The 26,996-nt window shown below is 52.1% G+C and carries 30 protein-coding genes and 1 pseudogene; 17 read left to right on the top strand and 14 right to left on the bottom strand.

From position 1 onward, the window contains the following. Nucleotides 1-26 precede the first annotated feature (26 nt). From ACFVSO_RS11850 to gyrA, 6 genes are all read left to right on the top strand, one after another. Complete coding sequence (locus ACFVSO_RS11850; protein ID WP_387473543.1) at nucleotides 27-1,217, top strand: M14 family metallopeptidase; 1,191 nt, start codon at nucleotides 27-29, stop codon at nucleotides 1,215-1,217. A 187-nt stretch (nucleotides 1,218-1,404) separates the two neighbouring features. Beyond that, nucleotides 1,405-2,235, top strand: a complete 831-nt coding sequence (locus ACFVSO_RS11845) for a GDSL-type esterase/lipase family protein (RefSeq protein WP_387473541.1) — start codon at nucleotides 1,405-1,407, stop codon at nucleotides 2,233-2,235. A gap of 19 nt (nucleotides 2,236-2,254) precedes the next feature. Next, nucleotides 2,255-3,199: an ABC transporter ATP-binding protein gene (locus tag ACFVSO_RS11840; RefSeq protein ID WP_387473539.1), complete on the top strand. Its 945-nt coding sequence runs from the start codon at nucleotides 2,255-2,257 to the stop codon at nucleotides 3,197-3,199. Next, nucleotides 3,192-4,178: an ABC transporter permease gene (locus ACFVSO_RS11835; RefSeq protein ID WP_387473537.1), complete on the top strand. Its 987-nt coding sequence runs from the start codon at nucleotides 3,192-3,194 to the stop codon at nucleotides 4,176-4,178. The genes ACFVSO_RS11840 and ACFVSO_RS11835 overlap by 8 nt, the downstream gene beginning before the upstream one ends. Before the next feature lie 57 nt (nucleotides 4,179-4,235). Then, a complete protein-coding gene (gene parE, locus ACFVSO_RS11830; protein WP_387473534.1) occupies nucleotides 4,236-6,206 on the top strand; it encodes a DNA topoisomerase IV subunit B in 1,971 nt (656 codons plus the stop codon). A 12-nt stretch (nucleotides 6,207-6,218) separates the two neighbouring features. Next, nucleotides 6,219-8,681 carry a DNA gyrase subunit A gene (gene gyrA, locus ACFVSO_RS11825; RefSeq protein WP_387473532.1) on the top strand — a complete coding sequence of 821 codons (2,463 nt, stop codon included), beginning with the start codon at nucleotides 6,219-6,221 and terminating at the stop codon, nucleotides 8,679-8,681. Here the strand turns inward: gyrA and ACFVSO_RS11820 are convergent. Continuing rightward, nucleotides 8,662-8,829 (bottom strand): hypothetical protein, encoded by a 168-nt coding sequence (locus ACFVSO_RS11820; protein ID WP_387473530.1) that lies wholly within the window; start codon nucleotides 8,827-8,829, stop codon nucleotides 8,662-8,664. The two genes, gyrA and ACFVSO_RS11820, sit on opposite strands and share 20 nt — an antisense overlap. Nucleotides 8,830-9,040: 211 nt before the next feature. Here ACFVSO_RS11820 and ACFVSO_RS11815 point away from each other — a divergent pair, with 211 nt between their 5' ends. Continuing rightward, nucleotides 9,041-9,448, top strand: coding sequence for a MarR family winged helix-turn-helix transcriptional regulator (locus ACFVSO_RS11815; RefSeq protein ID WP_387474270.1), 408 nt, complete (start codon nucleotides 9,041-9,043; stop codon nucleotides 9,446-9,448). Between the two features lie 36 nt (nucleotides 9,449-9,484). Here the strand turns inward: ACFVSO_RS11815 and ACFVSO_RS11810 are convergent, their stop codons facing one another. The 3 genes from ACFVSO_RS11810 to ACFVSO_RS11800 form a co-directional block, all read right to left on the bottom strand. Beyond that, nucleotides 9,485-10,726 (bottom strand): CapA family protein, encoded by a 1,242-nt coding sequence (locus ACFVSO_RS11810; RefSeq protein ID WP_387473528.1) that lies wholly within the window; start codon nucleotides 10,724-10,726, stop codon nucleotides 9,485-9,487. A 67-nt stretch (nucleotides 10,727-10,793) separates the two neighbouring features. Beyond that, nucleotides 10,794-11,501, bottom strand: coding sequence for an RluA family pseudouridine synthase (locus ACFVSO_RS11805; RefSeq protein ID WP_387473525.1), 708 nt, complete (start codon nucleotides 11,499-11,501; stop codon nucleotides 10,794-10,796). Continuing rightward, entirely contained in the window at nucleotides 11,501-12,367 is an 867-nt protein-coding gene (locus tag ACFVSO_RS11800; protein WP_387474268.1) for a class I SAM-dependent methyltransferase, read from the bottom strand. The genes ACFVSO_RS11805 and ACFVSO_RS11800 overlap by 1 nt, the downstream gene beginning before the upstream one ends. Nucleotides 12,368-12,462: 95 nt before the next feature. Here ACFVSO_RS11800 and ACFVSO_RS11795 point away from each other — a divergent pair, with 95 nt between their 5' ends. The 3 genes from ACFVSO_RS11795 to ACFVSO_RS11785 all read left to right on the top strand — a co-directional run bounded on the left by ACFVSO_RS11795 (nucleotide 12,463) and on the right by ACFVSO_RS11785 (nucleotide 13,706). Continuing rightward, complete coding sequence (locus ACFVSO_RS11795) at nucleotides 12,463-13,119, top strand: phosphatase PAP2 family protein (protein WP_387473523.1); 657 nt, start codon at nucleotides 12,463-12,465, stop codon at nucleotides 13,117-13,119. Beyond that, complete coding sequence (locus tag ACFVSO_RS11790) at nucleotides 13,116-13,310, top strand: hypothetical protein (protein ID WP_387473520.1); 195 nt, start codon at nucleotides 13,116-13,118, stop codon at nucleotides 13,308-13,310. The genes ACFVSO_RS11795 and ACFVSO_RS11790 overlap by 4 nt, the downstream gene beginning before the upstream one ends. Before the next feature lie 66 nt (nucleotides 13,311-13,376). Next, nucleotides 13,377-13,706 (top strand): antibiotic biosynthesis monooxygenase, encoded by a 330-nt coding sequence (locus ACFVSO_RS11785; protein ID WP_387473518.1) that lies wholly within the window; start codon nucleotides 13,377-13,379, stop codon nucleotides 13,704-13,706. 62 nt (nucleotides 13,707-13,768) lie between these two features. On the opposite strand, the gene ACFVSO_RS11780 is transcribed toward ACFVSO_RS11785, so the two are convergent. The 4 genes from ACFVSO_RS11780 to ACFVSO_RS11765 form a co-directional block, all read right to left on the bottom strand. After that, nucleotides 13,769-14,110 (bottom strand): hypothetical protein, encoded by a 342-nt coding sequence (locus ACFVSO_RS11780; RefSeq protein WP_387473515.1) that lies wholly within the window; start codon nucleotides 14,108-14,110, stop codon nucleotides 13,769-13,771. A gap of 212 nt (nucleotides 14,111-14,322) precedes the next feature. Then, on the bottom strand, nucleotides 14,323-15,675 hold the full coding sequence (locus ACFVSO_RS11775) for a lytic polysaccharide monooxygenase (RefSeq protein ID WP_387473513.1): 1,353 nt from the start codon (nucleotides 15,673-15,675) through the stop codon (nucleotides 14,323-14,325). A 564-nt stretch (nucleotides 15,676-16,239) separates the two neighbouring features. Beyond that, nucleotides 16,240-17,340 (bottom strand): nitric oxide synthase oxygenase, encoded by a 1,101-nt coding sequence (locus tag ACFVSO_RS11770; RefSeq protein WP_387473511.1) that lies wholly within the window; start codon nucleotides 17,338-17,340, stop codon nucleotides 16,240-16,242. Between the two features lie 106 nt (nucleotides 17,341-17,446). Next, complete coding sequence (locus tag ACFVSO_RS11765; RefSeq protein ID WP_387473508.1) at nucleotides 17,447-18,700, bottom strand: serine hydrolase domain-containing protein; 1,254 nt, start codon at nucleotides 18,698-18,700, stop codon at nucleotides 17,447-17,449. Between the two features lie 316 nt (nucleotides 18,701-19,016). On the opposite strand from ACFVSO_RS11765, the gene ACFVSO_RS11760 reads away from it, so the two are divergent. The 4 genes from ACFVSO_RS11760 to ACFVSO_RS11745 are packed head-to-tail and all read left to right on the top strand — an operon-like array spanning nucleotide 19,017 to nucleotide 20,649. Next, a complete protein-coding gene (locus ACFVSO_RS11760; RefSeq protein WP_387473506.1) occupies nucleotides 19,017-19,574 on the top strand; it encodes a TetR/AcrR family transcriptional regulator in 558 nt (185 codons plus the stop codon). Further along, nucleotides 19,571-19,897 carry a DMT family transporter gene (locus ACFVSO_RS11755; RefSeq protein WP_387473503.1) on the top strand — a complete coding sequence of 109 codons (327 nt, stop codon included), beginning with the start codon at nucleotides 19,571-19,573 and terminating at the stop codon, nucleotides 19,895-19,897. The genes ACFVSO_RS11760 and ACFVSO_RS11755 overlap by 4 nt, the downstream gene beginning before the upstream one ends. A gap of 12 nt (nucleotides 19,898-19,909) precedes the next feature. Further along, on the top strand, nucleotides 19,910-20,263 hold the full coding sequence (locus ACFVSO_RS11750; protein WP_387473501.1) for a DMT family transporter: 354 nt from the start codon (nucleotides 19,910-19,912) through the stop codon (nucleotides 20,261-20,263). Then, complete coding sequence (locus tag ACFVSO_RS11745) at nucleotides 20,260-20,649, top strand: VOC family protein (RefSeq protein WP_387473498.1); 390 nt, start codon at nucleotides 20,260-20,262, stop codon at nucleotides 20,647-20,649. Before ACFVSO_RS11750 ends, ACFVSO_RS11745 begins: the two co-directional genes overlap by 4 nt. Nucleotides 20,650-20,768: 119 nt before the next feature. On the opposite strand, the gene ACFVSO_RS11740 is transcribed toward ACFVSO_RS11745, so the two are convergent. Both ACFVSO_RS11740 and ACFVSO_RS11735 read right to left on the bottom strand, forming a co-directional pair. Next, entirely contained in the window at nucleotides 20,769-21,281 is a 513-nt protein-coding gene (locus ACFVSO_RS11740) for an SRPBCC domain-containing protein (RefSeq protein WP_387473495.1), read from the bottom strand. A gap of 16 nt (nucleotides 21,282-21,297) precedes the next feature. Further along, nucleotides 21,298-21,627, bottom strand: coding sequence for an ArsR/SmtB family transcription factor (locus tag ACFVSO_RS11735; protein ID WP_387473493.1), 330 nt, complete (start codon nucleotides 21,625-21,627; stop codon nucleotides 21,298-21,300). 166 nt (nucleotides 21,628-21,793) lie between these two features. Between ACFVSO_RS11735 and ACFVSO_RS11730 the strand changes: the two are divergent. Next, nucleotides 21,794-21,961: pseudogene (locus ACFVSO_RS11730) on the top strand (ATP-binding cassette domain-containing protein); the annotation flags it as partial. Nucleotides 21,962-22,105: 144 nt separating this feature from the next. Here ACFVSO_RS11730 and ACFVSO_RS11725 read toward each other — a convergent pair. After that, entirely contained in the window at nucleotides 22,106-22,441 is a 336-nt protein-coding gene (locus tag ACFVSO_RS11725; RefSeq protein WP_387473490.1) for an antibiotic biosynthesis monooxygenase family protein, read from the bottom strand. A 105-nt stretch (nucleotides 22,442-22,546) separates the two neighbouring features. Here ACFVSO_RS11725 and ACFVSO_RS11720 point away from each other — a divergent pair, with 105 nt between their 5' ends. Beyond that, entirely contained in the window at nucleotides 22,547-23,215 is a 669-nt protein-coding gene (locus ACFVSO_RS11720) for an NAD-dependent epimerase/dehydratase family protein (protein WP_387473487.1), read from the top strand. Between the two features lie 234 nt (nucleotides 23,216-23,449). Here the strand turns inward: ACFVSO_RS11720 and ACFVSO_RS11715 are convergent, their stop codons facing one another. The 3 genes from ACFVSO_RS11715 to ACFVSO_RS11705 all read right to left on the bottom strand — a co-directional run bounded on the left by ACFVSO_RS11715 (nucleotide 23,450) and on the right by ACFVSO_RS11705 (nucleotide 26,291). Further along, entirely contained in the window at nucleotides 23,450-25,378 is a 1,929-nt protein-coding gene (locus tag ACFVSO_RS11715; protein WP_387473484.1) for a glycosyl hydrolase family 18 protein, read from the bottom strand. Between the two features lie 167 nt (nucleotides 25,379-25,545). Then, nucleotides 25,546-25,839 (bottom strand): YxcD family protein, encoded by a 294-nt coding sequence (locus tag ACFVSO_RS11710; protein ID WP_116044589.1) that lies wholly within the window; start codon nucleotides 25,837-25,839, stop codon nucleotides 25,546-25,548. After that, nucleotides 25,839-26,291 carry a hypothetical protein gene (locus tag ACFVSO_RS11705; protein ID WP_387473481.1) on the bottom strand — a complete coding sequence of 151 codons (453 nt, stop codon included), beginning with the start codon at nucleotides 26,289-26,291 and terminating at the stop codon, nucleotides 25,839-25,841. Before ACFVSO_RS11705 ends, ACFVSO_RS11710 begins: the two co-directional genes overlap by 1 nt. 134 nt (nucleotides 26,292-26,425) lie before the next feature. On the opposite strand from ACFVSO_RS11705, the gene ACFVSO_RS11700 reads away from it, so the two are divergent. Then, nucleotides 26,426-26,953, top strand: a complete 528-nt coding sequence (locus ACFVSO_RS11700) for a DUF309 domain-containing protein (protein ID WP_387473479.1) — start codon at nucleotides 26,426-26,428, stop codon at nucleotides 26,951-26,953. Nucleotides 26,954-26,996: the final 43 nt, after the last annotated feature.

Here is a 26,996-nt window from a genome sequence, read left to right as displayed (position 1 = left end):
TGGAGGGTGAAGGAGGCATTGACGTCATGCAAGTTACGGTAAGAAGCGGGGATTCGCTCTGGAAGTACAGCATCCTCTTCGGTGTTCCCTTCCGTCTAATCGTGGATTCCAATCCTGGGATTGAGCCGGAAGCGCTGTACATCGGCCAGGCTGTGCAAATACCGGGATTCCAGTGGGTAGAATATCGGATCGCAAGCGGGGATTCGCTATGGCGTATCGCAACGCGCAACGGCATTTCGGCGGAGCTGCTGCTGCAGACCAACCCGGGACTGGAAAGCAATAACCTGCAGGTGGGAGATACCATACGCATACCAAGACGCGTCATGGAGCTGGTCACCAATCCGCAGCGCAATTATAACGTCGCGGCTCTTGAAGAGGATCTGGGCAGACTGCTTGACGTTTATCCGTTCCTGAGACGCTCCTCGATCGGCAATAGCGTAATGGGCAAGCCCCTAACGGAAATTCGAATTGGCAGCGGCGACCGAATCATTCATGCGAACGGCTCCATTCACGCGAATGAATGGATTACGACTCCGGTGCTCGTCCAGTTTCTGAACGAATACGCCATGAGCGTTACGAATAGCATGGATTGGCAAGGGACAGCCATGTACGCGCCATATTTGGCTGTGACGCTGTCGGTTGTTCCCATGCTGAATCCCGACGGCGTCGATCTGGTGGTGGGCGGACTGCCGGAAGCGGAGCCCGTACGCAGCGAGGTGCTTGCCATTAATGAAGGCAGCTCGGACTTTAGCGGCTGGAAAGCCAATATCAGAGGCGTCGATCTGAACAAACAGTTTCCGGCCTTGTGGGAGCGCGATGCGGCTATCGGACCGCAGTCGCCTGCTCCGCGAGACTACTCTGGTGCAGCACCGCTTACCGAGCCTGAGGTGCAGGCGCTGGCTGAGCTGACCCGGAGGGATTCGTTCCTGCGGGTATTGGCCTTCCATACGCAAGGGGAGGTGTTCTTCTGGGGCTTTGAAGGCTTGGAGCCGCCGGAGTCGGCGGCATTGGCTGCGGCTTTCGCCGAAGCGAGCGGTTACGAGTCCATCCGCAATGTGGACAGCACGGCCGGCTATAAGGATTGGTTCATTCAGGACTGGCGCAGGCCGGGCTTTACGATTGAGCTGGGCAAAGGGACCAATCCGCTCCCGCTTGAGCAATACGGTCAGATCTATGATGCGGCATCCAGCATAATACGGGTTGCCATTACGCGTTAAGAGGATCGGAGCTGCTATCGTTTATCGGATTCAACGAACGGAACAAGTCCCTGCAGGATGCGCTTAGCGCATCTTTTTTTTCGTGCGCATGGCATAAGGCGCGGCTGAAATGCAAACCATGGTAACATCTGACACGACAGATGCAAGATGCCGGTTATGACGAACAAGCCGACTTGGAGGGGCGAATATGAAGAGAACTCGAATACTGTGGGGCTGGATTGCCGCTTGCTCCCTCCTGTCGACGGGAGTGCTAGTGACGGGGCTGGGCATTGTAATCAGCGATATGCTGATTGCCCCCGCGGTCTTGGCCCAGAGGCCGGCTCCTGATGGTACATCCCAGCCTCCTCCGGGGCATGAGGCATCTCTCGCAGACCTAAAGGAGATTCGAATCGTTGCACTAGGCGATTCATTGACGAAAGGCACCGGGGATGAGACGGGCAAGGGATACGTGCAGCATGTGACTGACGGATTGAAGAAGAAATACGATAAGCCGGTGCAAGTCTTGAACAACCTGGCAGTGAATGGGATGCAGGCATCTGAGCTTGTGGAGCGCTTATCTGAGGATTCCGGCTATCAGTATGCGGTGAAGCAAGCCAATCTGATTCTCTTCACGATTGGGGGCAATGATCTGTTCCTGTCTGCCCGTGCAAGGATGGCTCAGAAGGAATGGAAGACGCTGGGCGTTGACGGGCTGGCACAGGGAATTGAGGAGGCTTTGGAGCGCTTCCGCCGCATCGCAGATACGCTGCATCGCATGAATCCGGCAGCAAAAGTCGTTTATATGGGACTCTATAATCCCTTCTATGATTTGGACAACCTCAGGGGGGCGAGCATAAGCATGCAAGAATGGAATACGAGGGCTTATGCGGCTATTCATCCTTACCCCAATATGATGATGGTGCCAACCTTTGATTTATTCGAAGGTCGTATCGGGGACTACTTGTCGTCGGATCATTTTCACCCGAATCGCAAGGGCTATGAGCGGATTGCCGGCCGTATGCTGGAGTCGCTGGATTGACGAAAGGAGGAAGGTTTGAATGGAAGGAAATGATGTACCCGTTCTTCGAGTGAAGAATCTGCATAAATCGATTCACGGCCGTGTGATCGTCGAGCAGATGAGCTTTGACATCCAAAAAGGAGAGAAATTCGGCTTTCTCGGTCCCAATGGAGCGGGGAAAACGACGACAATCCGCATGCTCGTCGATCTGATCAAGCCGACAGGCGGCACCGTTGAAATTTGCGGGCATAACGTCCAGCGCCGCCCGGAGCAGGCGCTTCGGCATGTTGGCTGTATCGTTGAGAATCCGGAGGTGTACAGCTATATGACAGGCTGGCAGAACCTGGAGCATTTTGCGCGTATGGCAGAGGGAGTGGGTGCGGATCGTATTCAGGAAGTAACGGCAATCGTCAAGCTGCAGGATCGCATTCATGATAAAGTAAAGACATATTCCCTCGGCATGCGTCAGCGGCTTGGCATTGCTCAAGCGCTGCTTGGGCGGCCCAAGCTGCTTATACTCGATGAGCCGACCAACGGACTGGACCCGAAAGGGATAAAGGAGCTGCGGGCATTCGTGCACAGGCTTGCGGAGCAAGGCATTAGCCTGCTTATCTCCAGTCATATGTTAAGCGAGATTCAAATGCTGTGCGAAAGAGTGCTTATTATGGACCGCGGGAGAATAATCGCCACAGGCAAAATCGAGGAGTTGATTCAAGGCGCTTCCGGATATGTCTATTGGCAGTTCGTCAATAGGGATGAGGGCGCGGCTGAGCTAGGCAGAGACCCTCGCATTCAGATTCGGAGCGGGACCATAGCCGATAGCCAGCCGGCGGATATCGTCGTTGCGGCGATGCCGGAGACGATCATTGCGGACACAGTCGAGAGGCTGTCGGCCAAGGGAATTGGCATAACAGCGGTCTATCAGGCGGAGCCGACGCTGGAAGAGCTCTTCTTGGCGCTGACAGGGAGCGATTCTCTTGCTTAAGCTGGCGGGGCTAGTTCAGAATGAGGCGCTTAAGCTGTGGCTGAAGAAGCGTTTTATCGTTATCGTCCTTATTCTGTTGATTCTTATACCGGTATTTACTTATGCCGAACATAAAGTCGTAAGTAATCAAGCTGAGCACTTTGCGGATTGGCGCAACCAAATTCTACAGCAAATTGCGGATATGGAGAACACGCTCGCTAGCGACCGAATTCCGGAGGATTGGAAGCGCGGCCGACGGATCGCCGTCCAGCAGCTTCACTATTATCTGGATCATGACATTAATCCCAGCGAGCCGAGCGGCGTACAATTCACGCGGGAGTTTCTGGGCAATTCGATCACGCTATTCATTCCGATGCTGGTGCTGGCGATCGGCTCGGACATCGTCTCGGGCGAGAGGACAAGCGGTACCATTAAGATGCTGCTGACGAGACCGGTGAAACGGTGGATGATCTTATTCAGTAAACTTTGCGCTCTGACGTTTTATGTTTCATTAACCATTGCGGTAACGGTTATATTGTGTTACCTTATATCCGGCTTTGTTTTTGGTTACGGAGGCTGGACGGCACCGGTATTGACCGGATTTCGGATCGAGGGATCAGCCATCGACAGCTCGGCGGTCCATGCGGTACCGCAATGGCGGTTTTTACTTATGGAGGCTGGGCTAAGCTGGTTCTCCGCTATGACCGTCGCCGCGCTTGGCCTTATGGTAAGCGTACTGATTCGCAGTACGGCGGCCAGCTTGGTAACGATGATGTCGGCGATCATTGCCGGTACGATTTTGTCCTCTATGTCCTCTTCATGGAGGAGTGCGAAATATTTATTTTCGGTCAATCTGAAGCTGACCAGCTATCTGGAAGGAACTCCACCGCCCATTGAGGGCATGACGCTTCCTTTTTCTTTGGCCGTACTGGCTGTATGGGGAGCTGCGGGATTGATCGTTTCGTTTCGCGTCTTTACGAAAGGGGACATCTTGAATTAAAATAGCTTGAAGATATGAGAACGAGACTTAAAAGCAGATACGGATTGGGGGAAGCTCATGGCTGAGCAAATGGATTTTCTCGCAGGCACAGCGGCCGCAGACCGAAACTATGAGGCCGATGATATACAGGTATTAGAAGGCTTGACTGCTGTACGCAAGCGGCCGGGCATGTACATCGGCAGCACCAGCACGTCGGGCTTGCATCATCTGGTATGGGAAATCGTCGATAATGCGGTGGACGAGCATCTGGCGAAGTTCTGCTCCGCAATGGACGTGACGCTGCACAAGAACGGCTCGATCACTGTCCACGACAACGGGCGCGGAATTCCGACCGGCATGCATAAGACCGGCATTCCAACGCCGCAAGTTGTTTTCACGATTCTGCATGCGGGCGGCAAGTTCGGCGGCGGCGGATATAAGAAATCCGGCGGTCTTCACGGCGTTGGCGCTTCGGTAACAAATGCGCTGTCGGAGTGGCTGGAAGTTGAAATTTACCGCGATGGCAAAATACATAAAATGCGCTTCGAATACTGGATCGACGACAAAGGCAAAGAGCATGTCGGCGAGCCGGTAACGGGACTTGAGATTATCGGCAATACGAACCGGACAGGAACGAAGGTGACGTTCAAGCCGGACGCACGTGTCTTCCAGACCGGAACATCCTTCAACTATGACACGCTCGCTGAGAGGCTGCAGGAGATTGCGTTCCTGAACTCGGGGCTGAAAGTGACGATCAAGGACGATCGCAGCGGCAAAACCGATGTTTTCCATTATGAGGGCGGCGCAAGCCAGTTCGTTCAATATTTGAATGAAAACAAGACGGTGCTGCATGAGGTCATCCACTTTGCTGGCGACCGCGATGATATCGAGGTTGAGGTCGCTTTGCAATACAATGACGGCTATACGGAGACGATCGCTTCGTTCGTTAACTCCATTCCGACCAGAGGCGGCGGCACGCATGAGACGGGCTTCAAGACCGCTTATACGCGCGTCATGAACGATTATGCCCGTAAAGCTGCGCTGCTCAAGGAGAAGGACAAGAACCTGGAGGGCAACGATCTTCGCGAAGGCATGATGGCGGTCATCAATATTAAGATGTCTGAGGTGGAATTTGTCGGACAGACGAAGGATCAGCTCGGAAGCGCTTCTGCGAGAAGCGCAGTCGACGCGGTCGTAACCGACAAGATGCAGGTTTTCCTGGAGGAGAATCCGCAGATTGCCCAGTCGCTGCTGAAGAAAGCGGTTCAGGCATCCAAGGCGCGTGAAGCGGCCCGGAAGGCGCGCGAGGAAATCCGCAGCGGCAAGAAGAAGAGCGAAAGCTCTAATCTGGGCGGCAAGCTGACGCCTGCGCAGTCGAAGGACTATACGCGCAACGAGCTGTTCATCGTGGAAGGCGATTCCGCTGGAGGCTCTGCGAAGCAAGGCCGTGACTCCAAGCATCAGGCGATATTACCGCTTAAGGGCAAGCCGATGAACCCGGAGAAGGCGAAACTGGCCGATATTCTGAAGAACGACGAATACAAGGCGATTATCTCTGCGATTGGAGCCGGTGTTGGTCCGGAATTCGAGGCGGAGGAGAGCAACTATAATAAAATTATAATTATGACGGATGCGGATACGGACGGTGCGCATATTCAAGTATTGCTGCTGACGTTCTTCTATCGTTATATGAAGCCGCTGATTGATACCGGCAGAATCTATATTGCTCAGCCTCCCCTTTATAAGATTACAAGAAAATCAGGCAAGCTGGAGACGATTCGTTATGCTTGGACGGATGAGCAGTTGCAAAATTATTTGAAGGAATACGGCAAAGGATACGAGCTTCAGCGGTATAAGGGACTTGGCGAGATGAACCCGGATCAGCTATGGGAGACGACGATGAATCCGGAATCCAGAACACTGCTGCAAGTACAGATTGAGGATGCGGCCAAGGCGGAACGCCGCGTATCGACGCTTATGGGAGACAAGGTCGATCCTCGTAAGCGCTGGATCATTGAAAACGTAGACTTTACCGAATATGAAGAATAGGGGGGAGCAAGCATGAGTATCCTGGAACAATTCCTGCCGGCGTTCCTTGAGGAGGTCGTAGGCGACCGCTTCGGACGCTATTCGAAATACATCATACAGGATCGCGCGATCCCCGACGTACGAGACGGGCTCAAGCCCGTACAGCGCCGCATTCTGTACGCGATGTACGATTCGGGCAATACGCCGGACAAGCCGTACCGGAAATCGGCGAAAACCGTTGGCGATGTGATGGGCAACTACCATCCGCACGGGGATTCTTCGATTTATGAAGGCATGGTGAGAATGGCTCAGCCATGGAAGATGGGGCATCCGCTGGTCGACGGTCACGGCAACTGGGGCTCGCAAGATGATGATCCAGCTGCGGCGATGCGCTATACAGAGGCGCGGCTGTCCAAGATTGCGATGGAACTGCTGCGCGATATTGATAAGCGGACCGTCCAATTCAAGGACAATTTCGACAATACGACCAAAGAACCCGTTGTATTGCCATCCCGATACCCCAACCTGCTGGTTAACGGGGTAAGCGGTATTTCCTCTGGATTTGCGACAGAGATCCCTCCGCATAACCTGCGCGAGGTGATTGATGCCTGCATTACGTATATGATGAAGCCGAATTCCACGCTTGAGGATTTGATGACAATCGTCAAAGGACCTGACTTCCCGACGGGCGGTCTGATCATGGGCGAGGAAGGCATCCGCGATGCATACTCTACGGGCAAAGGCCGCATCTACCTTCGCTCCAAGACAGCAATCGAGGATATGCGCGGCGGCAAGCAGCAGATCGTCATTACGGAGATTCCGTATCAGGTCGTGAAGTCGCGTCTCGTGACAGCGATGGAGACGATTCGTCTGGAGAAGAAGATCGAAGGCATTGCGGAAGTGCGGGACGAGAGCGGCCGTAATGGTCTCCGTATCGTCGTAGAGCTGAAAAAAGAAGCTGATGCGAACGGAATATTGGCTTATTTGCTTAAGAAAACCGATCTGCAGGTTACATACAACTTCAATATGGTTGCCATCGTGAATAAGGCTCCGCAGCAGCTGGGACTTCTCCCGATGCTGTCAGCGTACATTGACCATCAGAAGGAAGTAGTTACCCACCGCACGAAGTACGAGCTGGAAAAGGCGGAAGACCGTGCGCATGTGGTAGAAGGGCTTGTCAAAGCGCTGAATATCTTGGATGAGGTTATCAACACGATTAAAGCGTCCAAAAACCGTGCTGACGCCCAGGACAACCTGATTGCGAAGTTTGGCTTTACTGAACGCCAGGCCGATGCAATTCTAACGCTCCAGCTCTACAGACTGACGAATCTGGAGATTACGTCGCTGGAGAAGGAACTGAAGGAAGCGCAGAAGAAAATTGCTTACCTGCGTTCCATTCTGGAAAGCGAGAAGAAGCTGATTGGCGTAATCCGTGATGAGCTGGTCGAGATCCGGGACAAATACGGGGTCGACCGCAGATCGGATATTCAGGGCGAAGTGGAAGAGCTGAAGGTGAATCTGGAGGTTCTGGTTACGCCTGAGGATGTGCTTGTGACGCTTAGCCAAGACGGCTATATGAAGCGGACCAGCATGATGTCCTTTACCCGCTCGGGCGGCGAGCTGGACAGTGCAGGCGTGAAGGACGGGGATGTCATTCGGGATTTGCTGCAAGTGAATACGATTGATAATTTGCTGCTGTTCACCCGTAAGGGACAATACTACTTGCTGCCTGTGCATCAAATACCGGATTTCAAGTGGAAGGATACCGGCACGGCAGTCGTGAATATTATTCCTCTGCCGAAGGATGATGCGATCATCAGCGTCATACCGATCAAGGATATAGCGGAATCGGGCTTGTCGCTTGTATTCGTGACGAAGCGCGGTCAAGTGAAGCGAACGGAGCTGAAGGAGTATGCGACGACGCGCTCAACTGCCGTCGCGGCTTGCAAGGTTGCAGATGGCGACGAGGTCATCAGCGTTACGGTTAGCGATAGCCAGAAGCAGCTGCTGCTTGTCTCTCGCAACGGTATGAGTATCCGCTTCGCGGAGATGGAAGTGAATCCGATGGGCCGCGTAGCGGCTGGCGTAAGAGGCATGCAGTTGAAGGATGATGATGAGCTGGTCTCTGCGCTTTGGGTGTCGGATGATGAGGGAGAAGTGCTTGTCATCTCCGATATCGGATATGCGAAGCGATCTCTGCTGCTGGATTATCCGATTCAGGGCAGAGGCGGACGAGGCGTTCAGACGTTCGAATTCAAGGAAGGCAAGCGGGTACGGTCCAATGGCGACAAGCTGGCGGCTGCCTACTATTGCAGACAGCCGATTGAGATTGTGGCGCTTACATCAGGAGGCGCCAAGCTGACGCTGAATTCGGAGAAAGCGCCTATCGATGAACGCAAGTCAGTCGGCAAGGGACTGCTGTCGGTAGAGAAGAACGACAGTATTGTGACGACATTTGTTCGCAACGTGCCGGAGCTTAGTCAAAAGGCCGATTAGGCGGGTCGAGCCGTTCAATTAATTCAAGGAAGGCTTCCAGCATGACCCACATTGGCACAAGCTCATCCGGGCGGTCAAGCCAATGTGGGTCTTTTATGATGCCGTAAGTGCGTATGCGCTCCATGACTTCAGCCTTTCTGGTGTCCATAGGGATCACGCTCCTTCTTATCGTCAGGGTTAGTGGAATTTCGCCCGTGAAGCTGGGCTGTCGCCACATTATATGTCAATTGCTGTCAAACGGTTCGCTATTATAGCGATTAATGACGCAAACTATTAATTGGGTTAACCTTTTATTCGACATGAGCAATTGCTATAATAGACATAGAAGAGGTTAATAGGACAGAAAGCGGGTGGGAAGTTTGATTTCTGAAGATTTTACTCGGGTGTGGACGAAGCTGTCGCGCGAGTGGAAGATCAATCTGGAGCAGGCGCTTGCTCCGCTCACAGAAGGTCAGCTGAATGTACTGGAGCTTCTGCTGGAGTCTCAGCCGATGAAACCGTCTGATCTTATTCAGTTTTTGTCCACGACGCCGGCCGCCATTACGACGCTGCTGGACCGGATGGAGAGAGGCGGGCTCATCGCTCGCACGAGAGACGATAACGATCGCCGCATTGTATGGATATCGGTGACGGAGAAAGGGCTGTCGGAAGCCGAGCGCGGGCGGGGCATACGCAATGGCATGATCGAGCATTCGCTTGATCGCATCTCCACTCATAATCAGCAATTGCTAGTCTATCTGCTGGGCAAAGTCGCCAATTCATCATAAGCAGGGCCGCTTCCATCTCGGAAGCGGCCCAATTTGTTATTTCATAGATTCCAATCGCTGCAGGAGCATATCGAAGTCCTTTTGCATTTGATCATATTCCCCTGCCTTCAGCAAGCTGTCGCTTCTCGCGGCAAGCGTCTCTTCCACGGGAAGAATGCGATAGCGGAAGGAACGGTCAGGCTTGTAACGGTGTACCCAAGTTGGGATAGCTTCGATCTCGGTCAGTGTGGTCATATCTTCCGTTACATTTTTACGGACACCGACCTTGAAGATGACGCCGTAATCCTTGGAATCCCCCCGCTGATTGGAGATGAAGTTGCCCATGGAATAGATGATGAGCGAACGTTTCTCGTTGCCGTTATCATCGCGGCCTTCGATTACCTCATAGGGCTGGATCACGTGAGGATGAGAACCGGCAATAATGTCGGCGCCGGCTGCTACGAGCGACCTTGCCAGCGTCTTCTGACTCTCCGATGGAGTGGTCTGATATTCATTGCCGAAGTGAAGAGCGACTGTAACAAGGTCGGCTCCGTTCCGTTTCAAACGGGCAATGTCTGCTTTAATTTTCTCTTCGTCGATGAGGTTGACGAGATAAGGCTTGCCTTGCGGGATTGGAATGCCGTTGGTGCCGTAGGTGTATGCAAGAAGCCCCATACGGATGCCATTCTGCTCCGCGATGATTAGCGCATCGCCTTCTTCCTGCGAAAAAGCGGTGCCGATCGCTTGCAGATCAAGCTCCTTCAGATGCTCAAGCGTCCGCAGCAGCCCTCGCTCGCCTTTGTCCAGGGAATGGTTGTTTGCCGTGGAGAGGAGATTGAAGCCGGCGTTCTTCAGCGCCTCCGCAAGCTCGTATGGCGCATTAAAGGTTGGATAGCCGGAATAGCCGAAGTCTGCACCGGCAATCGGCGTCTCCAAATTGGCCATAATCCAGTCGCCTTGGCTTAGAATGTCCTTCACTTCCGCAAAAAACGGATTGAAATCATACACGCCAAGCTTGGCGTCATATGCGCCAGGCAGCTGCGGTGAATGGCTCATAATGTCTCCGACGCCAACCCAGACTGCTTCCGTGAACACCGGCTCAGGCGTCGGCGTCGGTTCCGCCGTAGGAGGCGGGAGAGTGGCTGCGGCTTCCGAAGGGGCAGCAGATACCAGCCCTTGATTGCCTACCTTGTCAGTGGCGATTTTATCACCAATCGTTTGAGCTAGCAGATACAGAATAATGATGGATAGAACACTTAATAGAAGAATGACGGGAATTAAGACGGTCTTGCGTCGCATAAGGCTTATACTCGTCCTCTCATAATCAATGGGAAGCCGGCTCTAGCCTGGACTTCCCATTGATGTGTTAGATATAAAGTTTGGCTGCGTACGCCAGTTGGTCTTGCTCCCACCAGCTCCAGGGCGCAGCCGCCTCCGGCAAGGAATGAAAGACAACCTCTTCCTTGGAGATGGGATGGGGAACCGCAACGGAGGTTGACCAAAGCCCGATATTCGTAACACCGGGCTGCTTGGCTGCGCCATACTTCAAATCCCCGACAAGCGGACAGCCAATATGGGCCAACTGCGCGCGGATTTGATGCGACCGGCCCGTATGGAGCTTAACGGCAATTAAGCTGAATCGTTCATGAACCGCTGCAACCTTGTACTCCAGTATCGCTTCCTTCGCATCCGCTTCAGGCTTCTCAAATACGGAAACCTGATTGCGCTTCTGATCCTTCCAGAGATAATGCTTTAAGGTGCCTGCAGGAGACGCTGGGACGCCTTGTGCGACGCACATATAGGTTTTGCCGAAGGTACGGCTGCGTACCGCTTCGGACAGCCTGGAGGCCGCTTTGGACGTCTTAGCGAAGATCATGGCTCCACCGACCGGTCGGTCCAGCCGGTGAACGAGACCAAGAAAAACATTGCCGGGCTTGCCATGCCGCTCCTTCAGATCCGCTTTCAGCAGCGTAAGCATATCCGGATCGCCCGTTTCATCCTCTTGCGAGGGCACCCCCGGCGGCTTCACGACTGCAAGCAAATGATTGTCTTCATATAATACGGGGATCCGCATTAGTTAGACTCCCAGCGACCCAGAATGCCGCATGGCAGATTAAGGGCGGATCTCGTAATTGGCAATCCGATCTCGCCGCAACTGATTGTGCCTCCGTACTTGGCATTCATGGTCATATGAAGCATGTTATGAAGAACGGTAGGCGACAGGCCAGTCGTATACGAATTGATGAGCAGGAATAACGGGTTGTCTGACAGGATCGTTGTGCAGGATTGAAGGAAGGGATACAAATTCTCCTCCAGCTTCCATGTCTCGCCGTTCGGTCCGCGTCCGTAGGAAGGCGGGTCCATAATGATCGCATCGTATTGGCGCCCGCGGCGCTGCTCACGCTGGACGAACTTGAATACATCGTCCGTAATGTAACGGATCGGCGCCGATTCAAGGCCCGACAGCTGCGCATTCTCCTTCGCCCACTGCACCATGCCTTTGGCAGCATCGACATGGCATACGTCAGCGCCGGCTTTGGCTGCAGCTACCGTAGCTCCGCCGGAGTAGGCGAACAGATTCAAGACGCGAATCGGCCGGCCAGCATTGCGGATCTTGTCCATCATCCAGCTCCAATTGACCGCTTGCTCCGGGAACAAGCCGGTATGCTTGAAACTGGTTGGCTTTATATGAAAGGAGAGTTCTCCATAGGTAATGGTCCATCTCTCCGGCAGCGTTGCCGACATCTGCCACTTGCCGCCGCCAGAAGAACTCCGGTGATAGTAGCCATCCGTTTTATTCCAAGGTCCTGATTCATCTGCAATCGGCCAAATAATCTGAGGGTCCGGCCGGCGAAGGACGTAATTGCCCCAACGCTCCAGCTTATCGCCTTCTCCTGTATCAATAACTTCGTAATCTGTCCATTTATCTGCTATGTACATCATTTCTCTTTCCTTCCTTGACTCTAGTCTTGTCACATCTTAATATCATCGATTATTATAACGAAGCAGGGAAAACTAAGCAATGAAACTTACCCATGGAGGCGGTATTTATTCGCAAGGAACGGAACTTTTGGTTAATCATGCTGATCATCGGCATCACCGGATTTGTCTTTGCAGCCATAACGGTGCCGGATAACGGAGGTCACAGCCTCGACCAATGGGCACATGATGGATTAACGGAGTGGAGGAGCGAGGGACTTACGACTCTGTTAAAAGGGATGTCCTTGCTTGGTTCAACCGCTGTCATTGTCGCGATCACACTTATCGCAGCAGGCTGGTTTGGATATCGTTATGCTTGGCGGTATGCCGGCATGCTGATCGGCAGTGTGTTAGCCGGATATCTTATCAATACTTTACTGAAAAATGGGTTCGGTCGCGTGCGTCCCGATACCGCATGGGAATTAACGGCGGATGGGGCCAGCTTTCCAAGCGGCAACGCCATGCTTGGCATGGTGATGTTTGGTATGATTATGATTATTTTCCTAAAAGAGAGCAGATGGAGCGGAGGGGCAAAATCGGTCATTGCCATCATTCTCGCTCTGCTGGTCGTATTGATGGGAGTAAGCCGTATTTATTTTCACGTTCATTACCTATCAGATGTGCTCGTCGGTTATAGCGCGGGGTTGGCCGTGATCGCGGTTACGCTGCTGCTGGCCAATATCCGGGGACGCAAGAGAGGAGCTTATTCATGATACATATGGAATGCGAATGCGGCAATCGGACTAATTTATTCGCAACGGGTGACCGGGACGAGCATGGCCGGGAATATATCGAGCTTGAAGATGATGACCGTTTCAGCTTTGTTATTGGGGAAGACAGCATTGTGTTCAAATGTTCGTTCTGCGGCTATCGGTATCGACTGAAGCACTATGAAGCACTATGAATAAGATGTTGACATTGATAATCGTTATCGATATGATGAAAAGAAAACGATAACGAAGGTGATTCCATGTTCATCCAATTGAGAACAATTGTTGTAGAGCCAGGTCATGCGGAGCAGGTTGCAGAGCGCTTCGGTTCCACCGGCGCGATTGATGAGATGCCAGGTTTGGTCGACCGGACCGTGATGGTCAGCCGCAAAAATAAAGAATCAGAAGAAGTTATCGCCATGATCCGTTGGGAATCCGAGGAAGCCTGGAAAAACTGGGAGAAGAGTCCTGCCCATATTGCCGGACACCGCGAGAAGCGTAACGATGCGCCTCCTAGCTATATCCTTAGCACCACTGTGAAAATGTACGATGTCAAAAAAGTAATTGCCGGCTCCGCAGCTGGCGTATAACACTAGGTCATAAAGGGACAAGGGCTGGCTTGCGACGATGGTCGCGGGCCAGCCCTTGCCGTTTAGTAACAATAATATTTCTCCCATAGCTTCCATGAGTCGCTCTCATGCTGCTTCCACCAACTGAAGTCATTCCACCAGCTGCGGTCGTTAAGCCAGTCCCAGAGGCCCCCCTTGCTGCCCTTCTTGTCGTTGTAATGCTTGTCATAGTCGTATGTATCTTCCTTCTTGTCTTTGCTGTTGGAGCCCCCTAAGAAGGAGAAGAGGGAGGAGATAGAGGCTAGCAATCCTTTGTTCCGATCGTCATCATAGCCGGATGACTTGCCGGAGGCGAAGGCGGATGCCGGGAATGCAAGCAAGGTGAGGAGCGTGGCGCATGCGATGACCCGTTTCAAGGTTTTCAACTGGATCCACTCCCTAGTACAATATAGAGAATTCATGTGTTCTCTATAAAGAATATACCGCAACAACTTTGAATTGTAAACGGTTTTTTGGGACTATAGTCCAGCGCTTGTAGGGCAAAGGAGAGGGGGACAAAAAAACAAGCTGATACCGATAGGGATCGGCACCAACTTGTTGTGAGCTTAGCGAACTAGATGTTGCGCTCTAGCAAGGATTAAGGAATGACTTTCCATACATCGCCTGCAGGAGTACCTGGGATGTTGTTAAGCGTCCACCATTTTGCTTCATAGTTCACGCCGTTATACGTTACTTTGTCTCCGCCAACATAGACTTGTGTCGAGCTCCAAGCCGGGAATGTTGATGGTGCGGAAGGCGTAGTTACGCTTACTGCGTTGCTTGCAGCGGATACGTTACCTGCAGCATCTACTGCTTTGACGGTGAACGTATAAGCTGTGTTCGCGGACAGGCCAGTTACCAGGTATTCAAGCGTGGAGCCGGAAACCGTAGCAACCAGAGTTGTGCCGCGGAAAATTTGGTAGCCAGTTACGCCGACATTGTCTGTCGATGCGCTCCACATCAGCGGTACGGAGTTTTGGGTTGCGCTGCCCATGACATGAAGTCCGCCTGGAGCAGTAGGCGCAACCGTATCCGGTCCGGAGATGTTCGAAGTTGTGAAGGTAATGATGGAGCTCGCGTTGGATACATTACCGGCCGCATCAAATGCTCTAACGGTAATATTGTAAGCCGTATTGGCGGATAGTCCCGTCAAATTATACGATAGCGCGCCAGTCGTGGAACCGATTTGAGTCGCTCCGTTGAAGATCCGGTAGCCGGCTACACCGACGTTGTCAGTGGAAGCGGACCAGGATACAGTAGCGCTAGTCGCAGTAACATTGGAAGCGCTTAAATTGGACGGAGCAGTAGGAGCTGTTGTGTCGCCGTTGCTCGTTCCGCTCAAGTTTACGTCAATCGCGTTGTAGAAAGCGTTTACCGTATTGTCGATATCCCATACTGCCAGGATCACATGGTATCCGGAGCGGTCAGTTGGAACGTTACAAGTATGGGAATAGCTCATCGGAGGCTGGGCGCCGCCGTAGTTCACCGTACAGAACGGAGTGGACTCGAATTGGTCACGAGTCAGCGGGGAGTTTGGATTCCAGTTTGCTTTTGTAATGAAGTAGCGGAAGGATGTTGTTGCATGGTTAGCTGTGAATTTCCATGTAAACGTTTGCTGTCCGCCGGAGAGTGCAACTTTGCTCCAACGTGTGCTGGATTGCTCGTCAAGCTTAGGGAATGCGCCGCCTGCGCTAGCGATTTTGCCATCTGCAGGACCTGCTGCCGGGAAGCCCTTTGGCGCTTCCAAGCTTTGCGGTTCGTACACAATCGCGCCACAGTCCGTATTTACGCCGTTTTTGCAAAGTATAGCTCGGCTTCCTGGTGATTCAACATAGCCGTGAGCGGATACTCTGTCGGCCATAATTGTCATGATTGCCACCAGAACGAGTGCGAAGCCGCTAACGAGCAAAGCCTTTACGAATAGTTGACGCGGGTTTTGAAGCAGTGTCATTGGTAGATAACCTCCTAATAGTGATAGAGTAGAGCGATTAGACCATTATGCGGTTCTAGTTGATGACATTGCAGGTACTGCCGTGAATCTTAGGGAAGCTTAAATAACCTAAATATTCCGATAACGTATAAGGCGATCTCCTTTCTCTTGAGGTTTTATATAAACTCAAAGAAGAGCTTATACACGCATGTGAAAAAGCCGTCAGTTCGTCTTGGATGCAAGTTGTTGATGGTAAAAGGTTGGTTGTTGATTGAAGTTGCAGGTGAAACGCAGTGAATGAATCAAAATTCAGATCGAAGGAATTGCAAGCGCTTTTGCAATCATATGATTGGACTTGGGAGCGGTCAATCGGGTGATCGTTAAGGATTTGTTGAAGATGTGTCTAGTATAGGGGAATAATCGGAGAATGTGGAGGGGAATTATTATTTTAATCAAATTTTCCCCCTATTTCATCATTTTTAATGAGGTTTAATTTCAATATTACGAATATTTCTTGCAAATTGTGTAAATTTACTAGTATTTGTATCATGTCTTATCCTAAAAGAGGAGGCCCCGTAAAGGGCCTTACGACTTATTTTGATAAAAAAATTGGGGTGAAACGATGTGATCCTCATAGTGCTGATGGAAGATATGCGTCGTCGCAGGGGAGAGCGGCGGAACAAGCCATGACCAGCGGCCTGTCACCTCTCGGCGGCTTTCCCGTTCATTGCGCTCGAAGCGCATAAATTGCTGGGCTGCGGTATGATGGTCAACGATCGTAACGCCGTGAGCCTTATAAGAATGGAGAACGGCGACATTCAACTCCACCAGCGCCTTGTCCTTCCAGAGCGAGGCGTTGCTGGAGGTATCCAGCCCCATCAGCCGGGCGACGTCGGGAAGCATGTTGTAACGATCCTTGTCAGCCAAGTTGCGGGCGCCGATCTCTGTACCCATATACCAGCCGTTAAACGGAGCCGCTGTGTAATGAATGCCCCCGATCTCCAGCAGCATGTCCGACACGAAAGGTACGGCATACCATCTCAACCCTAGCTCTTCGAAAGCGGGTATATCGGGATGGGAGAGGGGCACTTCGAGCGTTAGCTCTTTCGGTATATTATACCATTTTTTCTCGCTGTTGCCTATGCTGAGAACAAGCGGCAGAATATCGTGTGGTGTGTCGGCGCCTTGCCATCCAAGCTCCTGGCACAGCCTGGTGAAGGAGACGGAAGCGGGGTCTCCAACCGTAGTGCCATCATCCGATTCATACCCTGCATAACGGATCAGCTGATGGTTCCAGATGCGCGGGGGATGCGCCGGGAACCCGGTCGAAGCCGGGAAGACGGTAATGAATGGCCGGATCTTGCCGCCGTTTGTTGCGGAGCTGATATGCTGCCAGATCGCCTCAGCCATCTCATCGGTCGTACCGGCATGCCGGGCGTCGATGACGGACAGGTTGTCCCAGAACAGCCGCCCGATGCACCGGTTGCTGTTGCGCCATGCCATCTTGGCGCCGTGCGCCAGCTCTTCAGGCGTATGCTTATAATGATCTTGTTGCATAATCTCCGCTTCGACTTCATGTAGACGAAGGCTGATGTCTTGCGCGGACTTGCCAAGCTCCCCGTAGCATTGGCGGATGAAGGCGGTCGCATGCTCCAAGAGGTCTTGCTGTATGCTCGTGACGTTCATGCTGGTTCTCTCCCGTACCGGAATGTTATGGCCTTATTATAGCAAGATTGCATCGAAGACAAACCGGGCACATGTGAACAATGTATGACCCGAACAATGCAGTCGGTCAGGCGCGTTTCTTCATCCCCAAAAAAGACCATACTCCGTCATCCTTCCGCTTGAAGGCATAGGAGAGATCATGCCAGCTATGCCGGAACTCTGCCGGCGATACCGGATACAGCACATGCTTTTCCCGGTTGTTCCATACAAAGAAATAGCCGCCCGCATCCGAGTCTACTTCCGCTCTGCAGCCAAAGCCTTCATAGATGCCCTTCAGCAGCTCAAATTCCTCCGGCTTCATTGGATAGCGAGGAGGCTGCTCGGGCACGATCGCCTCTTCGCCAAGCATCAGATCGGCCAGGGAGCCAGCAAGCTTCGTCGACGGGACAAAATCGTAATTGGTAAGCAGGATGACCGTTACGCCATCATCGGGATAGCGGTGCAGCTCGCTCCTGAAGCCGCGATAAGCTCCGCTATGGGAGATTCTTCTCCGGTCGTGCTTCCTGTCCAGGAACCAGCCCAGCTCATAGCCGTCTTCTGTAAAATCGAACATTTGGTCCGTCAGCTCCTTGCTGATCAGCCGGCTGCTGCTCAGCGCATGATCCCACTTGAGCAAATCCGCGGCGGTCGCATACATGCCTCCGGCCGAAGTAACGGTGCTCATATCGATATACTCGGCAGGCGCAAGCTCTCTTCCGCTGGAGGAATAAGGGGATGCGATATTCGGAATGATTCTTCGTCCGTTGTTCACGCCTGTATGATGCATGCCGAGCGGCTGCAGGATACGCGAAGCGACGAAGGATTCAAAGGACATGCCAGATACTCTCTTGATGATAAGGCCTAATACAAAGTAACCTGTATTATTGTAGGCAAACGATTCGCCAGGCGGGTAATCGAGCGGCTTGTCCTGCAATAGAGCCAGCGTCCGCTCCACGTCCAGCGGCCATTTGTTCTGGTGCGCATTGTACTCCGGCATGTTCGTAAAGTTGGGCAGCCCGGAGCGATGCTGCAATAAATGACGAATGGTCATCGGCCCAAAGGTCTTGAACGACGGGACATAATCGCTGACAGGGTCATCGAAGCGGAGCAGGCCTTCCTCTGCCAGCATCGCAACCGCCATTGCGGTGAACGATTTCGTGATGGACCATATGCCGAATTTCGTATCCGGTTGAATGAGGATGCCATGCTCTGCGCTTGCGTAGCCGAATGATTGGTCATAGACAGGCTCATTGTGGAGAGCAATCAGAATTCTGCCGCTGAATGGATACAGATCGGTGTAGGATTTCATATAGGCTGCTAATTTATGGTGTATGATTGACATCTTGTTTAACTCCCTTCAGAAGGCTATTCTACCATATGGCCAATAGCTGGCACACGGTTTTCCGGGCGGATGAAAGGCCTGGAATTATAATAGAAGTCCGCGACCTGCAGCGGGGGCGTCGGACTCTCTTCCATGGACAGTGGTCAAGCAGGAGGGAAGTCCAAGCCGTATCGCGGATTCGTGAAGCAGGGGCGGCTACTTCCATAAGTTATTGAGCCGTTCATGAAGCTGAATTATTTGTTTGACACAAAACCGTCCAGACGGTATAGTAAAAAGAAAAACCGTCTAGACGGTACATAATCGGGAGGGGATTCGGATGAGCACGAAGGCAAGTTCCAAACGCGAACATATTTTGAAATCTGCGATGCAGTTAATCTTAACGGTCGACTTCAACGGATTGACGCTTGATGCGGTAGCAAAGGAAGCGGGCGTCAGCAAAGGCGGCTTGCTGTATCACTTTCCTAGCAAGGATGCGCTGCTGCAGGGGATAACCGTTCATATCTTTGACCAGTTCACGGAGATGTTCCATTCTTATGCGAATAAGGACAGTCGCGAGCACGGCAAATGGTGCAGAGCGTATATACAAGCCTCAAGACAAGACTTGAAGAAGCATGGTGGCATTCTGAACGTCGGCGTGATGTCGGCGGCGCTGCTTGAACCGGTCTTTGTCGAGAGCATGAACAACAACTATGCTTATTGGTTCGGAAAACTGAGCGAGGACGCGCTTGATCCCGTTGTCGTTAATCTGATCCGTCTCACGATAGACGGACTGTATTATTCCGATATGTACAAGCTCAAACCACTGGACGATGCGGCGCTGGACGCGGTGATCGAGCAGCTGTTGAAGCTGACAGAAGAAGGTGAGACCCTATGAATCCTTACATCCTGCTCATGTTCGCAATTGTAAGCGAGGTATTCGGGAGCTCTATGCTTAAATTGTCAAAAGGTTTTTCGAAATGGCTGCCGAGCCTCGGTGTGTTGCTGGGAATGGGCTCCGCCTTCTTCTTCCTGTCGCAGACGCTAAAGGAGCTGCCGCTTGGCGTTGCATATGCCATATGGTCCGGCGTTGGCACAGCCTTAACTGCTGTGGTTGGCGTCGTGTTATGGAAGGAAGCGCTGAATGTAAAGAAGGTGCTTGCCATCGTATTGATTATTGCGGGCGTTATCTTAATGAAGCTGTCTACGGACATGAGCTGAGGGGGACTCATCATGAATAAAGGGTATGTAGCGTTATCTGTATCCATCTTATTTGAAGTGTTCGGTACGACCATGCTGAAGCTGTCGCATGGATTTACGGAATTGCTGCCGTCCATTGGCGTCCTGATTGGCTTTGGCGTCGCTTTCTACAGTCTGTCCATCTGCCTGCGTACCATTCCGCTGTCGATGGCTTATGCCATTTGGTCGGGAGTAGGTACGGCATTGACGGCGCTCATCGGCGTTATTCTATGGCGAGATCCATTTAATATGCTGACCCTGTCCGGCTTTGCGCTTATTGTAGGTGGGGTGGTGCTGCTGCACGCATCCGATTCGGCACGGAAGCCGACGAGGGGAGAAGCGGCATGAAGGCGCAGCTGACGGTTGTTACATTGATTACGAGCGATGTGCCGGGTATGGCTCGCTTCTACAGGGAAGCGCTAGGCTTCACGATAGCGGTCGATACGGAGCATTATGCTGAGCTTGAAAACGAAGGCACGCGGTTTTCTTTAAGCTCAAGAGAGCTGATGGCAGAGCAGAGCGGAGGGCATCCGTCTTATGTGATTCCGCAGTCCGGACAAGCGGTGGAGCTGTGCTTCCGTCTGGAATCGCCCCAGTCGGTCCGCTCTGCCTATACCCATCTCTTGTCATGCGGCGCTGGGGCGGTCAAGGAACCGGCAGTCATGCCATGGGGACATACAACCGCTTTTTTCGCTGATCCGGAAGGGAATATTCATACGATATATGTGGAGTAGGAGATCAGAGGCACCACAACGATGGCTTGCAGCTTGTCGAAGGGGTATAGTTGGTGAGACATCACAAAGGGCAGTTCCAGATCGCTAGCGGTCTGGAACTGCCCTTTTCTTTCATCCGATTAGCCTTTGATACGGTCCAGATGCTCTTCCAGACGATCCATCGTCTCGGAGAAGCCATACTCCATACCCATATCCAGCACGGTTTGAAGCGCTTCGGCAGAGACATAGCGGGCAATATTGATCAGCTTCGTGCGTCCGTCCTGCTCCTCGAAGATCAGCGTAATATCTGAAGACGGCATGTCCTCAGGCACATTGCCTTCGGCATCGGAGAAGTAATCCGTATATTCGATCTTCTCGTCTTGCACAATCGTGCTGTAGATGCCTTTGCCCCATGATTCCATACCGTAGAAGTCGCCTTGATTGCGATCAAGACACTTCATGCAGTAATGCCATACGCCGCCCGGGCGAAAATCGAGATGGCATACGGTTACCTCCCATCCGCGAGGCCCCCACCATTGCTTGATGTGTTCCGCATCGGAGTATACCTGGAATACTAGATTGCGCGGCGCATTGAATTCGCGCTCGATCGTCAGTACATTGCCGTCTACTTTGGTCATCATTTTGTTTGTCATGGGTAACGCCTCCTGATTAATGGTTGTCTTTTGGTTTGGATTGCAGAAATGCCAAGTATTGATCGAGATTGTCGTAGCGCTCGTTCCAAAGCCGGCGGTAGGAGTCGAGCCATTCGTCCAGCTCGCGAAGCGGTTCCATCCGCAGTCCATAATGCCTGCGATTGGCTTCTGCCTGCACCTCGACGAGCCCCGCCGCAAGCAATACGCGGAGATGCTTGGAAGCTTGCGGCTGCCTAAGCGACAGCTGCTCCGCAATATCACCCACGGACAGAGGGCCATCCATTAACAGCTCTACAATTTGCAGGCGGTTCGGCTCGGCCAGTGCGCTGAATGTCGTCGTATCCATAATCCGACTTCACTCACCTCTTTTCTAGGACTAACTTGTTCTTATTGTGATTACAATATACCTGGTAAGGAATATTCCTGTCAAGGAATATTGTTGTCAAGAGATCGTAAGAATTATCCTTTACACTATCATCTTGATTCATAAAGGAGAACGCTTTTATGACGAGTTGGAGACGATAGCCTTGTCGAACAAATACGGTAGAGGAGCCCAAAGCGTGGCGGCTTTGGATGACGTGAACATGGAAGTAGAGGAAGTCGCATTTGTTGCCATTGTAGGCACCTCGGGAAGCGGCAAGTCTACGCTTTTACATATGCTTGGAGGACTGAACCCTCCATGTTATCTCTTATCCAGAATAGCTCTCAGCATGGAGGCAAAAAGAAACCGCATCTTGGAAAATGGAGATTGACCTGCCATTTTCAAGTAGTGCGGTTTCTTTGTACATCCATATACTAAGGTTCTGCAGTTGTCATAGGCATGACTATCGTTCGTCAGAGCCATACTCCCGCTCAACCTTGCAGATCTTGACAGAATAATGTTTATACCAGTCCAGCTTGCCCTTCTCCTGGGCGATCAGATGAGCCTCGTTCGCCTTCCAGTTGCGGAAGGCTTCAAGGCTTTCCCAGTAGGATACGGTTATGCCGTCGCCCGATGCGTCTCTGACGCTGTCGACTCCGATATATCCGGGCTGGCGGGAAGCGAGCTCAACCATCCGGTCCGCCATATGACCGTAGCCGTTGTCTCCCTCCGTACGCGTGCTGGTGAATATGACCGCATAATACGAGCTGTTGCCTTCATGATGACGTACTGATTCCATGCCTGAAGTCCTCCTTGGTTGAAGCGTATGAATAGATAAGATTATACTCAAATTAGAGCGCAATGAAAACCAGCATTCATATCAATGGGACAGGACGGTGCGAGGATGAAAGTGATCATAACAGGAGCAACCGGCATGGTCGGCGAAGGAGTGATGCATGAATGTCTCCTTCACCCCGATGTATTGGAGATTCTGCTTCTTAGCCGAAAGCCAAGCGGCGTCGTTCACGCCAAAGTGAAGGAGCTTGTTCATGACGATCTTCTTCAGCTGGAGCCCCGCGCAGGGGAGTTTGCAAGCTATGATGCCTGTTTCTACTGTCTCGGTATATCTTCTGTTGGCAAGAACGAAGCCGACTATACGAGAGTTACCTATGATTTGACTCTGCATGTAGCCCGTATCCTCTCTGAGCAAAATCCGGAGATGGTATTCTGCTACGTGACCGGAGAAGGAACCGACAGCTCCGAGAGCGGCAGAAGCATGTGGGCGAGAGTGAAGGGCAGGACCGAGAATGCCTTGTTGAAGCTTCCGTTCAAAGGAACTTACATGTATCGTCCCGGCTATATTCATCCTACGAAAGGCTTGGCTCATACGCATGGCTACTATAAGCTGCTGGGAGCGTTGTATCCCATTTTGCGCAGGCTAATGCCGCGCCATGTCACGACGCTTAAGGAACTCGGGTTATCCATGATTCATATCGCCCAGAACGGATATGACAAGACGATAGTGGATAGCTTATCTATCGCCAAGCTGGCTAAGCCGGACAAAGCTATATGAACGTTAGGAAATGACCCAAAACATGAGTTGGACGACTAGCGCAAGCCAGAGCTGATTGTAGGTGCTTTGGCTTGTTTTTTTGATCGGAAAGCGTGAATCTTCGAAATATGCAGTTAGGAGCACGGCGAACCGCTATGGAAACGGAAGGGAAGGGGATAAGCATACAAGCCCTGAACCGGTTCACTCCGGTTCAGGGCTTGCTTGCTGCATCTGCTTATGGCATCTTGCCTATAATTATTTGGCTCTAAGCACTTTCGTCCAGAGCTCCGCATCCTCGTAGCCAAGCCGCCATGCGGCAACGCCTGCGAGATCGTATTTCTTGGCAATAGCTATTCTGGCAAGTACGGTGTCATGCGTCTCTGCCCAGAATACATGGGTATAGCCGTCTTTGCTGTACGTATACTTCCATTGCCCGGATACCGCGTCGAATTCACCTTTGGCGCCTGTATCGGCAATGAGCTTAGGCAGCTCCTTCATAAAGATGGCGCGATTGTCGACCAGCTTGCCGTCGGGCGCGATCCGCCACTCTCTGACGTAGAACGGCATACCCAGCATCAGCTTGCTGCGCGGAATGCCGTAGTCAAGGTATTGCTTGACGCCTTCCTCGACCCACTTCAAGCCCGCGACGGAGCCGGGCTTGTCGCTGCCCTTCCAATGCTCGTCATAGGCCATAATGATGACCGTATCCACAATGGCGCCGATAGCGGCATGATCGTAAGCGGTCAGATGGTTCCAGCTAACGCTGCCGCGCGGCAAATCAATCGATACTTTCAGCCCTTTGGCATGAGCAGCAGCTGTCAGTTTCTTCACGAAAGCGGTGTAAGCTGCCCGATCGGCGCCTGCTACTTCCTCGAAGTCGATATTGATGCCGTATACGCCAAGCTCGACGGAACGCTTCACAAGCGCGTCGATAAACTTCTGCTGAGCGGCAGCGTTCTTCAAGAACTCGGTCGTCATCTTCCGGTCGAAGCCGTTATGAAGCAGCGGTGTGACCAGAATGCCCTTTTCCTTCAAAGCTTTGACTACAGCCGGGTCAGACATATCCTTCATCGTACCGTCTGCTGCTGTCAGCTCGAACCAAGTCGGCGAGTCAATCGTCAAGCCTTGTGTATTGGCGACATGATTCATAATGGTGGAGCTGGCGCTGCTGCCGTTCCAGCCTAGAATCTGCAGCGACTTGACATTATTCCATAACGCGCGTCCGTCTAGCGTGCGTATCGTGATGTTGGCATAATACTTCGCATAAGAGAGCGCCGAGTCTATTTGATGGAATGTCTTGATTTTCCGGTCGCCCTGAAATACTTCCAGGTACGAGTAGCTCGACCACAGCGCTGCGCCATTCTGCAGCACTTCCGCATTTGCTAGCGTCTTGGCATATTTAACAGCAGCGTCAAGGCTGATATAGCTCTTGATGAGCTTGCCGTTCTGCTTAACCTCAAATGCCGGAACGTTGGAATGCACAACCTCATTCCGTACCGTATTCACAACCTGGCTGTTCGGGATATCGGCCGAAGCCGCGACCGCGTTTTTCAGGAAGGAGTACAGCTTGGCATCCGCTGCCGGTTCGCCATTCACCACGAGCTGGTAGACGGCTGCTGCCGAGCTTTGCGCTTTCACCTGGGCTGCGGTCAGGTTATCCCAGATCCACTTGTTCGTGGATAGGTCGATAATATGCGCGTTGCCCCATTTCGCTGCTTCCTTCTTGGCTTCATCAAGCGTATGGAAGGACCAATTCGGCAATGTTTTGTCGCCTTGATAGAGTTGGAATCTAGGATAGTTTTCATAGACCCATCCCACATTTTGCAAATCGCGGATATGTACATCCTTCAGGTACTTCGCTGCGTTCAGCGCTTCCTGATAGGTACGGAACTCCAGCTTCGTATTGGATTCACCGCGTTGGTACACTTTGTACCTCGGGAAGTTGTTCCATAGCCACTTGCGGTCTGCAATCTGCTCGACATGGCTGTAGTTGAAGCTTTGGGCATACCGGATGGCATCGGCTTCCTTTGCGAATTCCTTGAGCGCCTTGTCATACTGGTAGACCCGATACTTGGTAGCTTGCGCTGCTTCAGCGATATGGGCGCCAGGCGTCAGGAACGACTGGAGCAGCAGAATGAGCGCCACCACCATGCTTATTCGTTTTGCGTTACGTATTAGTACCACACTCCTCTCGTAATCTACTCTATTAGACGCGGAAGAGGAGGGAGGAGTTGCTATAAAAATAGAATGAAAATAGTGGCAGCAAATGAAGCGTTAAAAAACTGGCTTGCTTGCAGGGAACAAAAAAAAGCAGCGCTCGAAAGCGCTGCTTCTTGATCATTGCCCTGGTGCTATTGATCTGCGATATCCGCAAAAAATTCGCCTGCATCCTCGTCAATATCCAGCTTGATGTCGGAGCGGAAAACTCTGCGATTGTAATGCGAATGCATGTATTGCTCGATCGACTCCAGCAAGTTGGATTCAATCAGGTATTGACTGCGGCCGGAAACCCAAAGCTCTGCGGTGTAACCGTACTCTTCGTCCCAGGAGAGCTGCACTTCGATTTCGCTAGGCTGTACGCCTCTGCGCTCGGCGTAATTCAGGCATACTGCATTTATAATCTCATCGGTGTAGATTCTCACGATTAGTAAGGTCTCCGTTGATCAGGCGTACCGTTGTTATTATTGTTCTTATTCTTGTTGTTGCGCAGGTACACCCAGGCAACGCGAATGAGCATAATAACCGCGAAGATGGCCATCACGTTAATCAGTAGTCCCAAAATCTCGCCGAAAGCGCCCATGCCGCCGAACAATCCGCCGAACAGCATACCAGCAAGACCGCCGATCATAAGACCTTTCATCAAGCCGCTGCCGCCGAACAATCCGCCGGACTTCGCAGCGCCGCCAGTAGCGCCGGGAGTTGCCCCCGCTTTTGTGCCCGGATTGGACTGGTTGACGTTGTCCGTCTTCTTAGGCGTTTGGGTGAAGCTTTGTTTTGGCGATTTGAAGCCGCCGCCGCGTTTGGCGTCTGCTACTTGTCCGAAACCGAAGCTCAAGAACAGTGTGAGAGCCAGCATTACGAGAATTCCTTTTTTCATTATGATCTTTCTCCTCCTGCTTGGTGATGTGCATATATTGCTATCATCCTGAAATACGGCTAAGATGAACGAAGGTTTCATTTTTATAAAATATTTTTTGATTTTTTTCGGAAACGGACAGGAGGGACGCTCCTATGGGCAAATACCCTGATGCTTATATTGCGTATCTGGTTGAATTTCATGCAACGCGCGACTATTTCGAATGCCATGAGCTGCTGGAGGAGTATTGGAAGGAGCATCCGAATGACGGCATGGGCGATACCTGGGTCGGGCTGATTCAGATTGCGGTCGGACAATATCATGAACGGCGCGGCAACAGGCGAGGAGCCGCCAAAATGTACGAAAGCGCAGAACGAAAGCTTTCGGATGAGCAGCTGATGCAGCTTGGTGTGGATACCCGGTCGCTCCGTGCTCAGCTGCAAGTACGCCGGGAGGCTGTAGAGTCCGGTACTTCGTTCGAGGACATCGAGTTCAAGCTGTGGGATGAAGAGCTGATTCAGCTGTGCAGGCAAGCTTGTGATATCCGGGGACTCATTTGGGGAACGGCTAGTCCCATGAAGGACGAAGAGATCATCCACCGCCATCTTCGCCGGGATCGTACGGAGGTTCTTGCCGCCAGAGAGGAAGCCTTATGGAAGAAACGGGCTGATAGACAGTCTTAATCGTAATCGCTGCATGATTAGAAGAGGGAGCGGCCGCCGGCTG

The sequence above is a fragment of the Paenibacillus sp. NPDC057967 genome, assembly GCF_042887015.1.
In the GTDB taxonomy this organism is placed as follows: Bacteria; Bacillota; Bacilli; order Paenibacillales; family Paenibacillaceae; genus Pristimantibacillus.
Note: the sequence above shows the minus strand (reverse complement) of the source record. Positions and strands in the feature narration are given on the sequence as shown.

Excerpts from the sequence above, each read along its gene's own strand:
- ACFVSO_RS11800 (WP_387474268.1), bottom strand. The coding sequence starts at position 12,367 with ATGTACATAGCAGATAAATGGACAGATTACGAAGTTATTGATACAGGA.
- ACFVSO_RS11790 (WP_387473520.1), top strand. The coding sequence starts at position 13,116 with ATGATACATATGGAATGCGAATGCGGCAATCGGACTAATTTATTCGCA.
- ACFVSO_RS11805 (WP_387473525.1), bottom strand. The coding sequence starts at position 11,501 with ATGCGGATCCCCGTATTATATGAAGACAATCATTTGCTTGCAGTCGTG.
- ACFVSO_RS11700 (WP_387473479.1), top strand. The coding sequence starts at position 26,426 with ATGGGCAAATACCCTGATGCTTATATTGCGTATCTGGTTGAATTTCAT.
- ACFVSO_RS11820 (WP_387473530.1), bottom strand. The coding sequence starts at position 8,829 with ATGGACACCAGAAAGGCTGAAGTCATGGAGCGCATACGCACTTACGGC.
- gyrA (WP_387473532.1), top strand. The coding sequence starts at position 6,219 with ATGAGTATCCTGGAACAATTCCTGCCGGCGTTCCTTGAGGAGGTCGTA.
- ACFVSO_RS11750 (WP_387473501.1), top strand. The coding sequence starts at position 19,910 with ATGAATAAAGGGTATGTAGCGTTATCTGTATCCATCTTATTTGAAGTG.
- ACFVSO_RS11755 (WP_387473503.1), top strand. The coding sequence starts at position 19,571 with ATGAATCCTTACATCCTGCTCATGTTCGCAATTGTAAGCGAGGTATTC.
- ACFVSO_RS11845 (WP_387473541.1), top strand. The coding sequence starts at position 1,405 with ATGAAGAGAACTCGAATACTGTGGGGCTGGATTGCCGCTTGCTCCCTC.
- ACFVSO_RS11720 (WP_387473487.1), top strand. The coding sequence starts at position 22,547 with ATGAAAGTGATCATAACAGGAGCAACCGGCATGGTCGGCGAAGGAGTG.
- ACFVSO_RS11745 (WP_387473498.1), top strand. The coding sequence starts at position 20,260 with ATGAAGGCGCAGCTGACGGTTGTTACATTGATTACGAGCGATGTGCCG.
- ACFVSO_RS11705 (WP_387473481.1), bottom strand. The coding sequence starts at position 26,291 with ATGAAAAAAGGAATTCTCGTAATGCTGGCTCTCACACTGTTCTTGAGC.
- ACFVSO_RS11760 (WP_387473506.1), top strand. The coding sequence starts at position 19,017 with ATGAGCACGAAGGCAAGTTCCAAACGCGAACATATTTTGAAATCTGCG.
- ACFVSO_RS11775 (WP_387473513.1), bottom strand. The coding sequence starts at position 15,675 with ATGACACTGCTTCAAAACCCGCGTCAACTATTCGTAAAGGCTTTGCTC.
- ACFVSO_RS11740 (WP_387473495.1), bottom strand. The coding sequence starts at position 21,281 with ATGACAAACAAAATGATGACCAAAGTAGACGGCAATGTACTGACGATC.
- ACFVSO_RS11840 (WP_387473539.1), top strand. The coding sequence starts at position 2,255 with ATGGAAGGAAATGATGTACCCGTTCTTCGAGTGAAGAATCTGCATAAA.
- ACFVSO_RS11810 (WP_387473528.1), bottom strand. The coding sequence starts at position 10,726 with ATGCGACGCAAGACCGTCTTAATTCCCGTCATTCTTCTATTAAGTGTT.
- ACFVSO_RS11850 (WP_387473543.1), top strand. The coding sequence starts at position 27 with ATGCAAGTTACGGTAAGAAGCGGGGATTCGCTCTGGAAGTACAGCATC.
- ACFVSO_RS11765 (WP_387473508.1), bottom strand. The coding sequence starts at position 18,700 with ATGTCAATCATACACCATAAATTAGCAGCCTATATGAAATCCTACACC.
- ACFVSO_RS11795 (WP_387473523.1), top strand. The coding sequence starts at position 12,463 with ATGGAGGCGGTATTTATTCGCAAGGAACGGAACTTTTGGTTAATCATG.
- ACFVSO_RS11735 (WP_387473493.1), bottom strand. The coding sequence starts at position 21,627 with ATGGATACGACGACATTCAGCGCACTGGCCGAGCCGAACCGCCTGCAA.
- ACFVSO_RS11785 (WP_387473518.1), top strand. The coding sequence starts at position 13,377 with ATGTTCATCCAATTGAGAACAATTGTTGTAGAGCCAGGTCATGCGGAG.
- ACFVSO_RS11725 (WP_387473490.1), bottom strand. The coding sequence starts at position 22,441 with ATGGAATCAGTACGTCATCATGAAGGCAACAGCTCGTATTATGCGGTC.
- parE (WP_387473534.1), top strand. The coding sequence starts at position 4,236 with ATGGCTGAGCAAATGGATTTTCTCGCAGGCACAGCGGCCGCAGACCGA.
- ACFVSO_RS11770 (WP_387473511.1), bottom strand. The coding sequence starts at position 17,340 with ATGAACGTCACGAGCATACAGCAAGACCTCTTGGAGCATGCGACCGCC.